11 protein-coding genes are annotated in these 14,878 nt (G+C 61.9%); 2 read left to right on the forward strand and 9 right to left on the reverse strand.

The features are described 5' to 3' along the window. The first annotated feature begins 229 nt into the window (after positions 1–229). Complete coding sequence (gene trmFO / locus DRET_RS02025) at positions 230–1,579, forward strand: methylenetetrahydrofolate--tRNA-(uracil(54)-C(5))-methyltransferase (FADH(2)-oxidizing) TrmFO (RefSeq protein ID WP_015750866.1); 1,350 nt, start codon at positions 230–232, stop codon at positions 1,577–1,579. Further along, complete coding sequence (locus DRET_RS02030; RefSeq protein ID WP_015750867.1) at positions 1,576–2,355, forward strand: glycosyltransferase family 2 protein; 780 nt, start codon at positions 1,576–1,578, stop codon at positions 2,353–2,355. Before trmFO ends, DRET_RS02030 begins: the two co-directional genes overlap by 4 nt. Positions 2,356–2,616: 261 nt before the next feature. Here DRET_RS02030 and DRET_RS02035 read toward each other — a convergent pair whose 3' ends face one another. The 9 genes from DRET_RS02035 to DRET_RS02080 form a co-directional block, all read right to left on the reverse strand. Beyond that, complete coding sequence (locus DRET_RS02035) at positions 2,617–3,018, reverse strand: cytochrome c3 family protein (protein ID WP_015750868.1); 402 nt, start codon at positions 3,016–3,018, stop codon at positions 2,617–2,619. Between the two features lie 244 nt (positions 3,019–3,262). After that, on the reverse strand, positions 3,263–4,618 hold the full coding sequence (locus DRET_RS13245; RefSeq protein WP_015750869.1) for a (Fe-S)-binding protein: 1,356 nt from the start codon (positions 4,616–4,618) through the stop codon (positions 3,263–3,265). Positions 4,619–4,820: 202 nt separating this feature from the next. Continuing rightward, positions 4,821–5,711 carry a universal stress protein gene (locus DRET_RS02050; RefSeq protein WP_015750870.1) on the reverse strand — a complete coding sequence of 297 codons (891 nt, stop codon included), beginning with the start codon at positions 5,709–5,711 and terminating at the stop codon, positions 4,821–4,823. A 454-nt stretch (positions 5,712–6,165) separates the two neighbouring features. Beyond that, on the reverse strand, positions 6,166–7,074 hold the full coding sequence (locus tag DRET_RS02055; protein WP_015750871.1) for a CoB--CoM heterodisulfide reductase iron-sulfur subunit B family protein: 909 nt from the start codon (positions 7,072–7,074) through the stop codon (positions 6,166–6,168). Then, positions 7,041–7,625 carry a 4Fe-4S dicluster domain-containing protein gene (locus DRET_RS02060; RefSeq protein ID WP_015750872.1) on the reverse strand — a complete coding sequence of 195 codons (585 nt, stop codon included), beginning with the start codon at positions 7,623–7,625 and terminating at the stop codon, positions 7,041–7,043. The genes DRET_RS02055 and DRET_RS02060 overlap by 34 nt, the downstream gene beginning before the upstream one ends. An 88-nt stretch (positions 7,626–7,713) precedes the next feature. Continuing rightward, on the reverse strand, positions 7,714–11,142 hold the full coding sequence (locus DRET_RS02065) for an FAD-dependent oxidoreductase (protein ID WP_015750873.1): 3,429 nt from the start codon (positions 11,140–11,142) through the stop codon (positions 7,714–7,716). Positions 11,143–11,185: 43 nt separating this feature from the next. After that, positions 11,186–12,334, reverse strand: a complete 1,149-nt coding sequence (locus DRET_RS02070) for a 4Fe-4S dicluster domain-containing protein (RefSeq protein ID WP_015750874.1) — start codon at positions 12,332–12,334, stop codon at positions 11,186–11,188. Positions 12,335–12,396: 62 nt separating this feature from the next. Then, on the reverse strand, positions 12,397–12,816 hold the full coding sequence (locus tag DRET_RS02075; RefSeq protein ID WP_015750875.1) for a hydrogenase iron-sulfur subunit: 420 nt from the start codon (positions 12,814–12,816) through the stop codon (positions 12,397–12,399). A gap of 24 nt (positions 12,817–12,840) precedes the next feature. Further along, positions 12,841–14,865, reverse strand: coding sequence for a CoB--CoM heterodisulfide reductase iron-sulfur subunit A family protein (locus DRET_RS02080; protein WP_015750876.1), 2,025 nt, complete (start codon positions 14,863–14,865; stop codon positions 12,841–12,843). Between the last annotated feature and the right edge of the window lie 13 nt (positions 14,866–14,878).

A 14,878-nucleotide genomic window follows, 5' to 3' on the forward strand; every position in this document is an offset into this window, starting at 1 on the left:
ATCTGGTATCCGTGAACGGATATGAGGGAGTCACGGCCAGTCCCGACGCCTTGAGATTAAATTGCTGAACGCGAAGCGTCCGACGGAAGCCTTTGAACAGATCGTGTGCAGTGACCCTGCCCTGCCTTTTCATGTCGGGTTGATTTTCCTGTCGGCTTCGGCTCCGCCGGAGCCGACCTCCGCACTGTCACATCTCTTTGCAAATACGACCACAAATGGAAACCACTCTATGTCTGAAATACATACTCCGCAGCGCGTCGCAGTTATCGGCGGCGGGCTGGCTGGCTCGGAAGCAGCCTGGGCCCTGGCCCACCGCGATATCGAAGTAACGCTTTTCGAAATGAAACCGGAGCGGTTCTCCCCGGCGCACACCGAGTCCGGCCTGGCCGAACTGGTCTGTTCCAACTCCTTGCGCTCCGACGACACGACCACGGCGGTTGGCCAGCTCAAGCGGGAAATGGAGTCCGCCGGCAGTCTGATCATGGATGCGGCCCGGAAGACCCGGGTCCCGGCAGGCAAAGCCCTGGCCGTGGACCGGCATGCCTTTTCCGCCGCCGTCACCAGCGCCCTGGAGGCGCACCCTCGTATTGGTCTTCGGCGTCAGGAGATCCGCTCGCTGACCGACCCGGCCCTGTCCGGGTTTGACGCTGTGGTTGTCGCGGCGGGGCCGTTGGCTTCCGAAACCCTGGCCGCGGATCTGGTCCAGCGCATCGGGGGGGAAGATCTCTATTTCTATGACGCCATCGCGCCGATTGTGAACACCGATTCTGTGGACATGGACGTCGCCTTCTGGGCCTCACGCTACAATCCGGAGGAGAAGGACTATCTCAATTGCCCCATGGACGAAGCGACCTATTATCGCTTTCGCCAGGCCCTCCTGGACGGGGACAAGGTGCCGGCGCGGGAGTTTGAAAAGTCGGTCCATTTCGAGGGGTGTCTGCCTGTAGAGACCTTGGCTGAGCGCGGGGAATTGGCCCTGGCCTACGGGCCGCTCAAACCGGTCGGCCTGGAAGACCCGCGGACCGGGAAACAGGCCTTTGCCGTGGTCCAATTGCGTCCCGAAAACGCGGCAAAGACCATGTGCAATCTGGTCGGGTTCCAGACCAAACTGACCTATCCGGAGCAAAAGCGGGTCTTTCGGATGATCCCCGGGCTGGAGCAGGCCGAATTTGTGCGCATGGGGTCCATCCACCGGAATACCTTTGTCAATGCCCCGCGGGTCCTGCTCCCCCATCTGGAACTTCGGGACATGCCGGGCGTTTACCTCGCTGGCCAGATCACCGGGGTCGAAGGGTATGTGGAGTCGGCGGCCAGTGGGTTCTGGCTCGGGAAATTCCTTGGCGGGCGTTTGCACGGCGAAGCGGTGGATCTGCCCCCCGTGGAGACGGCGATGGGGGCGCTTTTGGGGCATCTCTCCACGCCGAACAAGCATTTTCAGCCCATGAACGTGAATTTCGGTCTCATGCCCCCGCTCGGGGTGCGGGCCAAAAAAGCCCGGCGTAAGGAACTCTACGCTGAGCGGGCCGACCGGGCTTGGCAGCATTGGCTGGAGGGGCAAACGACCGAGGAGCAGGCATGAACAGGGAACGCGTTACCGGGTTGGTCCTGACGTTCAACGGCGAACGGGTCCTGGAACAGACCCTGGCCTCGCTGGCCTTTTGCGACGAGATCCTGGTGGTCGATTCCGGGAGTACGGACCGGACCCTGGCTATTGCCGAGGCGGCCGGAGCGCGGATTCTGACTCGGGCCTGGGAGGGCCCTGGGCCGCAGTTCGCTTTCGCCTTCGAACAGGTGCGCACCAACTGGGTGGTCTCCCTGGACCACGACGAGTATTGCACGCCGGAACTCCAGGAGGAGATCCAGGGCGTGCTGGCCAATCCCGGCGAGATGGCCGGCTGGTACTGCCCCCGGCGCTCCTTTTATTTTGATCGCTTCCTGGCCCACAGCGGCTGGTACCCGGATTATCTGCTGCGGGTTTTCCGGCTGGAGCGCATGGAACTCAAGATTTCCATGCCCCATTACAGCTTCCATCCTCAGGGCCCTACCGGAAAACTTCAGGGCGACATCGTCCACTATCCCTACAGCGGACTGGCTGAGCATCTGGAGAAAATCAACAGCTATACCCAGAGCGCGGCTGAAGACAAATTCGCGCGCGGCGAACGCGCTGGGCTGGGTAAAGCGTTGGGCCACGGTCTGGCCCGGTTTTTCAAGATCTATGTGCTCAAAAGGGGATTTCTGGACGGGCGGGCCGGGCTGATCCTGGCTCTCAACGGTTTTTTCTATGTCTTCCACAAGTATATCCGGGTGGCGGAGTTGGGGAAGGAGGAGAAGAAGAAGGGAAGTGTCAAGTTTTAGGTTTTAAGTGGTTAAGAAGATTGAGGAATTGAGGAATCGAGGAATTGAAGGATTGAAGACGTGGGGCCTCTGCAAATCGCTATCGGGATCGAAATCGGGACTCCGGCTTTTCCTCTCGAGGTGTGATCTCGTTGGGGGGCTTTGGCTCCGTCGGAGCCGCCCTCCCTCCTGCCAAGGCAGCGATTGGGTGCCACGTAAAAGAGCCGCTGACCATCAGGTCAGCGGCTCTTTTACGTGGCATTTTAAAAAAAGGGAAAGCGCTTAATCCTGTTTCTCGTGGCAGGTCGTGCAGCCGATAGGACCGGTGGGCTCACCGGCTTTCTTGAGCTGCATATGGCAGCCCAGGCAGCTGGCTTGACTCGATTTTTTGTGGAAAGCGTAATAGATGGTGCTGCCTTCCATTTTCATGGTGCCCCGCTGGTCGTGGCACCCCTCGGCGGAGCAGCTCTTGATCTCGGAAAAGCCGTCCCACATATGGTGGCAGGTCATGCAGTCATGGGCGTAGTGGGAATCATGGGAAAAGTGGCTCGGACCCAGCCGGGGCATGATTTCCGGAGCCTCGTAGGTGATGTTCGAGGGCGGCATCTGGGCTTGCAATGTGGGCAGCACAGCGAAACCGACCACAACCAAACAGGCCAGGGCGAAACAGATCTGTTTTTTCACGACACACTCTCTCCTTCCTTCTATACTGATCGGATGAACAATAGCCTGCCCTTACCCTGGCCCCTTCGATCCTGTCAAGATTGGCAGGCCGTTGAATATCTCCCCATGGCAGACAGCTGCAATACGTTCAAACTTGTACCTACGGCTAAGTACGCTGCGACCTTGAACGTTTTGTCGCCGTCCCTTGGGATTTTTGAACGACCTGCGTACTACGAAATTTCTCAACAGTCAGTTGAACTGCCCTTCACGGCTCAGTGCTTGGGGACGGGAGGGCGACTTCGGCCAGTTCCGGCCCCAGATATTCCCGCTCGTTTTCGCCAAGAATGCCCAGGGAGAGGCAGATCAGGGTCCAGAGGTGCACGGTGTGCCAGCCGCCCTGGAAATGGTCGCTCAGGTCATGGATCTGCGAATGGCAGTTGTGGCAGGGCGCGATGCAGTATTGGGCGCCCGTGGCCATAATCTGTTCGTATTTACGCTGTCCGTAGGCATGTCGGGCTTCGGTATACCCGGACTGGAGAAAGCCGCCCCCGCCGCCGCAACAATAATTGTTGGAGCGGTTGGGGTACATCTCCCGGAAGTTGGCTTCGCCGACCACGGAACGGACTACGTAGCGCAAATCCTCGGCCACCGGATCGCCCAGAGATTTGCGGACCAGCTGGCAGGGGTCCTGGACGGTGAAGGTGATGCCCAGATCGTTGTTCCAGTCCGAATTCACCGGCAGCAGCCCCTCGCGGATCCAGCGGGCGTACCAGCGAATGATGGAATCGAGTTCGAAATTGGGGGTGATCCCGAATTTGTGCAGTCCGGCCCGGACCGCGTAAAATTCGTGGCCTCACTCGGTGTTGAGCCAGACCTTGGCCCCGAGATTCTCCACAGCCTGGACTTTGTTGCGGACAATGGATTCCCAGGCCTCGTCATCGGCCAGGAACATGCAGTAATTTTCCGCGGCCCAGCCCACGGAGGAATAGGTCCAGTCCGCGCCGACGTAGTTGAGGATCTTCCACAGCGGGACCATCTCGTCGGGTTCGGTGACCGGCTCCCGGGAGTTCTGGTTGAGAAAAAAGTAGGCCCCCTTCTTGTTCATCGGCGCCTGGAGTTCAGCGCAGTCAGGCTGGTTCTCCTGGATCTCTTCGAGGACATCGGCGACTACGAATTCGAAGTCTTCCGCCCCGGCGCCCATGGCCGAATTGGTCTCCTTGTTGATCGCCTGATCGCAGGAGCCGCGGATGCCCTTGGGTCGGTCCTCGCGGGGCCACCGGGCCCGGGCCTGGTAGACAAGCTGGGGGATGTCGATTTGCATGGGACAGACCCTGATGCACCGCTGGCACATGGTGCACATCCAGACCCAGGGGGAGTTGATGGCCTCCTCCTCCAGCCCCAGGGCGATAAGACGTAGAAATTTGCGGGGATCAAGCCCCTCAAGACCGGAAGCGGGGCACCCGGAGGCGCACAGGCCGCAGGTCAGACACATATCCAGTCCGCCGGCCTCGGGGAGGAGGTCCCGCAGGGCAGCGGTGAAGGTCGAGACGGGGGGACCGTCCAATACATGGGGCGGGTGATGGCCCGGCGTCGGCGGAGTGGTATTCGCGTTTTCGAGCATGGTCGGCCTCCTGGCGGGTCGGCGGGGCGCTGGGTGTCTTCCACTACAGGCTATATGACCCTACAATGCGTTGCAGAGCCTGTCCACATGGTTGGGGGTGTGGCACCGCTTCAGCGCCGGGCCGGATAACGCGGGCGGCCTGTCGCCGCCCGCGGGTATGAAGGAGCTGCTGGCCTCTGACATAACGTGCTCTGCCTTTCGCTTAATCATACAGCGCGCACCGCAGGTCGAAGTGGCGGTTGACGCTCATGGTCGGGCAGCTGGCGTTCAAGGCGACCTGGGCCACCGTGGAGCCGAGATAGGCCTTTTCCGGGTCGGTTTCCTTGGAGTGGTGGGCCATGATGATCAGATCGGCGTCCTTGAGGCGCGCGAACTTGAGGATTTCCATGGCCGGCGTGCCTTCCCAGGTTTCAAAGTGGTATTCCTGGACCCCTTTGAGCTTTTCATCAAACTCATCGGCCATGCGCTGTTTGACCCGGTCGATCTCCTGGTCCGTGGCCATCTTGCCGGCGGAGCCGTTTTCCAGGACGTGGAAGACGTGCAGGGCCGCCTTGTATTGGCGGGCCATCTGCCCGGCATAGAGCATGGCGCACTCGGCCTGGTAGGAGAAATCCGTGGCCACGACAATGTTTTTGAAGTCCATGCGAGTCTCGGGCACCGGCCGGGAGACGACCATGACCGGGCAGCGCGCCTTCTGGCTGACACGTTCCAGGGTCGAGCCGGCCATACCCCACATCTTGGCCCGCTTCTCGGCAAACTCCTTGGTGTGCGTGCCCATGACAATAAGGTCCGCGTTGACTTTGCGGGCCAGGCGCAGGAGTTCGCTGTGCGGGACGCCGGGGATAACTTCGTAGCAGCAATTCTCCAGATCGCAGGTCCGTTCGCCGTAGTATTCCTGGATCTGTTTCTTGATGCGCTCGACTTCTCCCGATGGAATCATGTGCTCTATGGCTCCCCACCCAGGCGAGGGCAAGCCACAGACATGGGTGACAATGAGTCGGGCATCGTGTTTCCGGGCAAAGGCGAAGGCTGCATCGGCAGCGGCTTCGGTGACCTGCGACGAGGTGGCGGCGAGAACGATGTCCTTAAACATGGTCATACCCCCTTGTGGTCAAAGGGTTGGGATCGGTGGTTGCCCCGGGCCGGAGCCAAAAACAGGGTCGAAAATTTGGTTCTTTGACGGATCCTGTGGATTTTTGGAGTTTGCCGTCTCTTCTGTGTGCCCACTTTCGGCCCGGTATTTTCTCAATCCCGCCAAAGGGGGATCCTTGCCCCCTCCGGACTCTCAAGTGGAACAGAACTCCAGGTGTCGAAGATGGCCCTTGTTGTATCGGAATCCGTCTGGGAGCATTCAGTTCGCGGTCCGGTTTCCCCCTTTTGGCGGGACCAAGAAAATGTGCGGGCCTTTCGCTCGAAGCACACAGAAGAGACGGCAAACTTTTGCGTCTGAAATTCCATGCTCTGTGACGAAGAGCCGAAAATTTGAGGCTGGGCCGCGTGCTTCGCTTTCTCTTCATTGATTTGGCGAAGCCCGTCTTCGAAAGCGTTCAGGAGACGGCGTCCGCCTCCGGCTGCTTTTCCGGAACCAGGCCCGCCAATCCGTGGACAAACTCTCCGGCGTGGAGATTCTTGTTCAACTGCACCTCCCCAGGAGTCAGGCCGAGCGCCAGTCCGATCAATTGCGGCAGATAGAGAATCGGTAGCGGCTCGTCGTCGGGAAAGCGGTGCAGGGCGTTTTTTTGAAATCCCTCCAGATTGAGCTGGCACATGGGACAGACGGTGACCACGGCGTCGGCGCCCTGGGCGCTGTGGAGGATGCGTCCGACATTGTGCAGGGCGACCTCCTTGTGCGTGGTCATCAGTGAGGCCCCGCAGCAGGCATTGCCCAGGCGCCAGGGATGGATCTCCGCTCCCACGGCCCGGAGGATCGGCTCCATGCTCGTGGGAATTTCCGGGTCGTCGAAGCGGGCGAAGGGGCGCAGGATCTGGCAACCGTAGTACGGGGCGATCCGCAGGCCGTTGAGGGGCGACGTCGTCTCGGTCGTCAACGTCTCCAGGATCTCTGGGCGTCCCAGAACTTCCAGCAGGTGAACGACGACCGGGTGGTCTCCGTCGTAGACCAGGTCTTCTTCAGCCAGGACCGTGTTCACCCGCCGTTTGCGTTCCGGGACAGGAGCGTCTTCCATTTCCACCCGCAGATGGTTCAGGTAGCAGGCGCTGCACGGGATGAGGACCCCCTCGTTTTCGTCCAGGCCTTCGGCCAGGGCCAGATTGCGGGCCGGCAGGACATGGGTCAGCAATTGGCTGACCGGCTCAACCGCGCTGGCACCGCAACAGGTCCAGTCCGGGATCTCCTCCAGCGTGATCCCGAGACGGGCGCACAGGGCTCGGGTCGACGTGTCGTATTCCTTGGCCGTGGCGGTCAGGGAGCATCCGGGGTAGTAGGCGTAGCGCATGGGGCACCTTCCATGAGTTGGGCTTTGGCGAAAAGCCGGTCCAATTTGCCGAGGCCTTTGACGCGGGGATGGCCGGGGTGGACTTTACCGCGGCGCAGGAGCTTGGTCCCCAGGGGGGTGAAGGCCATCGGCACCCGGGGATCGCGCATGGCCCAGAAATAGTGGAGCATCATGTCCATTTCCTGGACCCGGCCGTAGCGGCGGACATTGTCCATAAAGACCTCGTAGAACGCGGCTTGGCGCCGATCGTGCAGCGTCTCGCGCGGCGCCAGCCGTTTGAGGGTGTTCACGGCTTCGGTCAGCGGCAGGCCGCGCGGGCAGCGCAGGGTGCAGGTGTAGCAATTGGAGCAGAGCCAGAAGGTGTGGCTGTGCCAGATGTCCTCGAACTGGCCGAGGAGCACCAGCCGCCAGACCTGTCGGGGCGTCAGATCCATGGCCCCGCTGTTGGGACAGGAGGCGCTGCAGGTGCCGCATTGCATGCAGGCCTGGACCATGTCCTGGAGCTGCTGGAGAGCGGCGTCTTCGTGCGAACCGGAATATGTCGTGGTCATTGGACTTCTCCTGAACTTCTCGTTGGCAGCCGGAACCCTGCCTGTGACCGGGCACGCGCCTGAAACGCTTTCTGGACAACCACTCCGGTCAGGGGACGACCCCCAGAGAGGCGTCGATTTCCGCCAGGACCTGTTCGTCCTGGAAGCCACGCAGGACTGCTGCACTGTTCGGGCAGACTGCAGTGCAGGCCCCGCATCCCTGGCAGAGGATTTCGTCGACGACGATCTGTTCGTTCTCCCAATCCAGACTCCGCGCCCCGTAGGGGCAGACGTTGACGCAGGCCTGACACAACGAGCAGAGGCTGTGCCGCACTTCGGCGGTCACCGTGCCCCCGGCGATCCGGTCGTGGGTCAACAGACGCAGGGCCCGCTGGGCCGCGGCCTTGGCCGAGGCCACTGTCTCGCGCATGTTGCCGGGCGCCCGGGCCAGTCCGCAGACGAAGACGCCCTGGCGCAGAAATTCCACGGGCCGCCATTTGGATTCGGCCTCCTGGAAAAAGCCGTCCTGGTCCACCGGGACACGGAAGATTTCGCTCAATTCTTCGACCTCATTGGGCACGATCCCGGTGGCCAACACGAGCAGATCGGCGTGGATCTCCAAGGGGCGTTGCAAAATGGGTTCGGTGAGCGTGACCCGGTACCGGTCGTCATCCATGCATTCGACCTGCGGTTTGTGCGCCGGGGTGTAGCGGATGAAGACGACTCCCAGCCGCCGGGCTTCGGTGTAGGAGTGTTCGCTGAACCCGTAGGTCATCATGTCCCGGTACAGGATGTAGACCGGCAGCTTCGGGTTGCGTCGCTTGAGGGTGATCGCGTTTTTGACCGCGGTGGCGCAGCAGACCCGGCTGCAATAGTTCCGAGGTTCCTCGCGGCATTCGACGCATTGGATCATGACCACCCCGGACAAGGCCCCGGCATCGATCGCGCCAGTGGCGAGTTTGTCTTCAAACTGCAGCTGGCTGAAGATGGTTTTGCGGGTTCCGTACCCGTAGGCGTAGGATTTGGCCTCCTTGCCGCCGGTGGCCAGGATGGTGGCGCCGTGTTCGATGGTCAGGGACTGGCCAGCCTCGGTCTGGACCGCGCTCAAAAATTGCCCGGCGCGCCCCATGGACAAGGTGATCCGGCTTTCAGTGAGCAGGGTGATTTTGGGGTGCTTCTGGACCTGCTCGCAGAGATCCTGGATGTATTTCACCGGATCAGAGCCTTCCAGGGTCGAACGCAGCCGGTTGGCGGTGCCGCCCAAGCTGTCACCCTCTTCGACCAGATAGGCATCCATGCCGTGGTCGGCCACAGCCATGGCCGCGGTCATCCCGGCCAGGCCCGCCCCGACGACCAGGGCTTTGGGGGTGACCGGCACCGGTTTGAGCAGCGGCGTGGGGGAAGCGGATTGGACTTTGACCACGGCCATGCCGAGATTGGAGACAATTTCCCGCAGCCGCTGCTCAGAGGTCAGCGGCATATCCGGAAAGGTCGGGGTGTAGATGTCCACGACCTCCATGAAGGCCGGGTCCAGGGCCACGGTCCGGCCCAACTGGCGCAAGCGGGGGACGTGGGCGTACGGCAGGCAGGCCCCAAGCACGATGCGGTTGGGCGCGCTCTGGCGGACCTGGTCCTCGATGCGCTGCCACCCGGCTTCAGTGCAGGCCTGGGGAATGCGCACGACTTCCTGGACCGAGGACATCTGCTGTAATTGCTCGGTGAGCGTGGGCATGTCCACGCTCTGTTCCAGTGTCGGGCAGGCGTCGCAGAGGACGACGAGGGTTCGCGGCGCCTCCTGCTCGACGCGGCGGTAGGTCGGTTCAGGCTCTTTTTCCCACCGCTTGGGCGCGGCGTAGAGGTAGATCAGGCGGGAAGCCTCCAGGGCTGCGGCACTGGCCTGGATCACGGTGTCGGCGATGTCTTTGGGTTCGCCAAAGGCCCCGGCGGCAAAGACGCCGAATTGGCTGGTCCGGGTCGGGGCCAGGGCGTCGGTACGGCAGAAGCCAAATTCGTTGCATTCAATGCCCGTGGCCTGGATCAGACCGGGCATGTCTTGCGGCGGTTTGGCGCCGGTGGCCAGGACCACCATATCGTACTCGGCGTTTTGCGGTTGCCCGTTTTCGTCGATGTATTGCAGGAGAAGCCCCCCGTGACCGTCGGGGATGATGGAGTGCGGCCGGGCAATGACAAAACGGACGCCGCGTTCCTGCTCGGCGTGATCGCGGTAGCGCTGGTATCCCTTGCCGAAGGTGCGCACATCCATGGCAAAGATAGTCGTCTCGATCTGGTCTCGGGCATGGTCTTTGGCCAGCAGGGCCTCCTTGATGGCGAACATGCAGCAGATCGAGGAGCAATAGTCCGCGTTTTTCTGCCGGTCCCGGGAACCGACGCATTGCAGCCAGGCGATGGACTGCACCGGCTTCCCGTCGGACCGTTGCAGGTCTCCGCCGCAGGGGCCGGTGGAGCTGAGCAAACGTTCGAATTCCAGACTGGTCACTACTTGCGGATGGTCTTTGTAGCCGAGGACATCGTGGACCGGAGCGGGGTCGTAACACTCGAACCCCCCGGCCAGGATGACCGCGCCGACCTCCAATTGGTGGCTCGTTTCCGAGGTGATCCGGAGATAGAGCTTGTCCAGCCAGCCGGGAAAATCGTCAGTCAGAGGCGTAGCCAGGGTGGTCCGGGCGCCATTGGCGACAAGGGCCTGCGCTGCTTCGGCGACCGACTCCGGGGCCATGGCCACGACCTGGAGATCGGGATGGATTTCCAGGCCGCGCTGCAGGACGCGCTGGGCGGTGACATCGGCAAAGGTGCTGTCGAGCAGGACCAGGCCCAGAGAGGTCTCCTGTTCCACCATCCGCAGGGCCTCTTCGCCTGTCGTCGCCCAGTGCAGGGGAAAATTCTCATCGGCCAAGGACTGGTCGATACTTTGGCGCAGGGAACTGTCCTGGTGGGCGACGAGGATAGGGAAGTTCGCGCGTTCGGCGAATTTGAAATCCACCGCGCCGGTGGGACAGGCTTCGGCGCATTTCCAGCAGCGGGTGCAGTGGGCGAGATCGACCACGTATTGGTTGGGGATGTTGTGTGGCACGGGGAGATAGATGGCTGCCCGTTCACCGAGTCCGGCGTTGAAGGTGTCCGGGATGCGAACCGGGCAGACGGTGCTGCATTGCCCGCAGCTGATGCATTTGTGGGCGTCCACAAGAGAGGATTGCTGCTTGACCACGGCCTGGAATTTACCGGGTTCCCCCTCCAGACTGGTCAACCGGCTGGAGAGCAGGATGTCCAGGTTGCGGTGGAAGAGTCCCTTGCGCAGGCAGAATTGGGACGAATCGTCCCGCTCGGTCAGAGGGAGCATTTTGCACATCCCGCAATGATCGCTGGGAAATTGATAGTCCAATTGGGCCAGCAACCCGCCGAGGTGGGGTTTGTTGTCGATCAAGAGGACCTTGTGTTCGGTTTCGGCCAGATCCAGGGCGGCGCGAATGCCGCCGATGCCGGCTCCAACCACGAGGGCTGCGTATTCTTGTGTGGGCATGATCCAGCTCCTTGCCGAGGATTGGACTCCCGATTGCCTGGGTTCAGGCCAGGTGGTCGACGACTTCTTCGAATTCCTCTTCGCTGAAGACAGACAGCGGTATCGGTTCATCGGGGTTGCGGCCCGGGACGTATCCGAAGGCGTTCTGCGTGTTCTGGGCCACCGTGCGGAAAAGTTCCATGACCGGGATGTTGTTGGGACAGGCGTTCGAGCATTGGCCGCAGCCCACGCAGGACAGGGACATGTGCGCCAAACGGGTCAGGTGAAAAAAAACCGTGTCCGTGGGCAGTTTCAGGCTCCCCTGCCGGTTGGCCCAGCCCAGATACTGCGTCGGCCGGTGGTCGAAAACGTCGGTGACGAAGACGCATTCCTTGCAATAGCAGACCGGACAGGCCACGCGGCAATTGTAGCAGTTGACGCAGCCGGCCAGGTACTCTGAGAGTTTGTCCAGGTCGGTGGTGGCCTCCTGGGTGGCGGCAAAACAGGCGTCGCGGGCGGTCTTTTTGCTGCTGCGCAACCCTTCCAGGGCCTGCCGGTGGGCCGGGGGCTCCGGGCAGTCCTGATAGCCGAGCCGGGTCAGCAACCCCTCGCCGCGGGCGGTGTTGGCCTGGAGCAACAGGTGCTTGGAGAGATCCACGCCGGCCAGGCCGATGTGCAGGTCCGCCGCTTCGGCCACAGGGTGTTCGCAGATCGCGCAGGCTGGAGCGAGAGGGAAGGTTGCAGTGACGGTCTCGTGCCCTTCCTGGACCGCTTTGAGGTAACGCTCGGTGAGCGCTGCGGTGCCCTCCTGGCGGACCAGGGCGCTGTATTCGTTGTTCGGCAAGGCCCCGAAACAATCCAGACTCAGCAGCAGTACATCCTCCATGCTGCCCTGGTTGAGTTTGACCAGCTCCACGAAGGCCCGGATCTCGCACGGCCGGAGGATGGCCCCGATACGTCCCCGGGTTTCCCCTTTGGTCAGGCGGGAGACGAGCTTGGCCGCGTTGAGCGGAAAGGCCGGAGAGAGGGGGTCGGCCTCTTCGAGTTCGGCGGGGTCGCTGATCAGGGCGGGCATGACACTGCCCTGGCGCGGCAAGCGCTTGGCCACGAGCAGGGCCTGGATGTCACCGCTTTCGAGCATATGGTGTCCCAGTTCCCGTATGGCCCCCAGCGGTCCCTGGTCCTTGACGTCGATTCGTGCTGTTGTGGCCATGTTCCACCTCGTATCGCTTCAATGTGGATGAACTCTGTCTCGAAACGTTGTGTCCCGTGTGCTCAAACCGCCAGGGGCTGGGCCAGACAGGGCCCGAGTTCCCGGACTTCCTCGACCAGGGCATTGACCGTGGCGGCGAATTCGTTGCCCTCACTGGCCCCGACCCAGGTCAGCCGGACCCGGCGGGGATCGATGCCGAAGTTCGAGAGCATCTCCTTGAGCAGTTTGACCCGGCGCCGCGCCTTGTAATTGCCGTTGATATAGTGGCAATCCCCGGGATGGCAGCCGCTGACCAGAACCGCGTCCGCGCCGCTGAGCAGGGCTTTGATGATGTATTTGGGATCGACCATGCCGGTGCACATCATGCGGATGAGCCGGACATTGGGGCGCTGGGTCATGCGCGAGGTCCCGGCCAGGTCGGCGGCGGTGTAGGTGCACCAGTTACAGACGAAAGCCACAATGGTCGGTTCGAAATCGCTCATAATGCTCCTCCCGGGCCGTTGACGTTATGAGGCCCCTTTTTCCGCGGCGAGTGCTTCTTCCTCGGCCGGGGGTGGCGGTGCAGCGGGCTCCAGAATGCCTTCGAGTTCGGCGAAGACCTGCTGCTGATTGAAGTGTTTGATCTGGGCCGCGCCGCTCGGGCAATACCCGGCGCAGCTGCCGCATCCTTTGCACAGGGCCTCGTTGACCACGCTCACGCCCCGGCGGGCATCAAAAGTGATCGCGCTGTAGGCGCACAGCCCGATGCAGACCTGGCAGCCGATACAGATATCCGGGTCGATCCAGCTTGTAGTCGGGGAGATGGCCACTTCGCCGCGGGTGGCCAGGGCCAGGGCCTGGGCCGCGGCCCCGGAGGCGTGGGAGACCGCGTCCGGGATATCCTTGGGACCCTGGCAGCATCCGCCCAGGAAGACACCGTCTGTGGCCGTGGTCACCGGTCCGAGTTTGGGGTGTTCTTCAAGGAAAAAGCCGTCCTGCCCCTGGCTGATGCCAAAAAGCCGGGCCAGCTCCGGGGCATCCCGCCCCGCCTCCATGGCTGTGCACAAAATGACCATGTCCACGGGCACCCGCAGATTGCGGCCGAGCAAGGTGTCTTCACAAACGACCACGAGCTTGCCGTCCTCGGCGGGGGATTGGGCCTCGTCGGTGATTTCGGCGGGGCGACCGCGGATGAAGGTGACTCCTTCTTCCTGGACCCGGCGGGAAAACTCTTCGTACCCTTTTCCAAAACACCGCAGATCGATGTAGAAATTGGAGATAGCGACGTCGTGACCGACCTTGTCCTTGATCAGGTGGGCGTATTTCAGGGCGTACATGCAGCAGACCCGGGAGCAATATTCGTGGTAATGCGTGTCGCGGCTGCCGACGCAGTGGACGATGCCCACACTCTGGGGCGCGGAGCCGTCCTTGAGCTGGATTTTGCCGCCGGTGGGACCGACAGCGTTATTGAGGCGCTCGAATTGCAAGGCAGTGTAGACATTGTCCAGGCGGCCGTAGCCGTATTGTTCCAGCCCGGCGGGATCAAAGGCGTCGTACCCTGTGGCAAGGACGATGGAGCCCACTTCGAGGACGACGTCTTGCGGTTTTTGACTGAAATCAATGGCCTCAGAGGGGCAGAATTTGGCGCAGACCTGGCATTTTTTGCCGTTTAAAAAGCGGCAGTGGTCGGCATCGATGACCGGGGTGGCCGGGACGCTCTGCGGGGAATAGCGGTAAATGGCCTTGCGCATGCCCAGTCCTTCCTCGAATTCGCTGGGAACCTTGGTCGGGCATTTTTCCAGGCACAGCCCACAGCCGGTGCACTTGGTGGCGTCGATGTACCGGGGGTGCTGGCGGACGGTGATCTCGTAATTGCCGACAAACCCTTTGACTTCCTGGACTTCCGCGTAGGTCATGAGGTTGATGTTCGGCTCTTGGGCCACGGCGACCATTTTGGGGGTTGAGATGCAGGCCGCGCAATCCAGGGTCGGGAAGGTCTTGTCGAATTGGGCCATGTGCCCGCCGATGGACGGGGCTTTTTCCACCAGGTGGACCCGGTGTCCGGACTTGGCCACATCCAGGGCGGCCTGGATGCCGGCGATGCCGCCGCCGACGACCAGGACATCGGGATGGACGTGTTCCTGCCGGGCGTAGAGTTTGGCGTGGCGCTGGACCCGATTGACGGCTGCGGCCACGAGGTGCTTGGCCTTGCGAGTGGCCTCGGCCGGATCGGCAGTGACCCAGGAGCAATGTTCCCGGATGCAGGTCATCTGGAAGAGAAAGGGGTTGAGCCCGGCTCGGAGACACGCCTTTTGAAAGGTCTTTTCGTGCAGGCGCGGCGAGCAGGAGGAAACAACGACGCGGTTAAGGCCGAGTTCCTGAATATCTTTGATGATCATGTCCTGCCCCGGATCGGAACACATGAATTTATAGTCCCGGCCCACCACCACGCCGGGCAGGCCAGCGGCGAAACGCGCTACCTCAGGGCAGTCCACCTTACTGGCGATATTCGTGCCGCAGTGGCAGACATAGACTCCGATTTTGACAGCCATGGACTCCTCTCCT

Source organism: Desulfohalobium retbaense DSM 5692 (assembly GCF_000024325.1).
Lineage (GTDB): Bacteria > Desulfobacterota > Desulfovibrionia > Desulfovibrionales > Desulfohalobiaceae > Desulfohalobium > Desulfohalobium retbaense.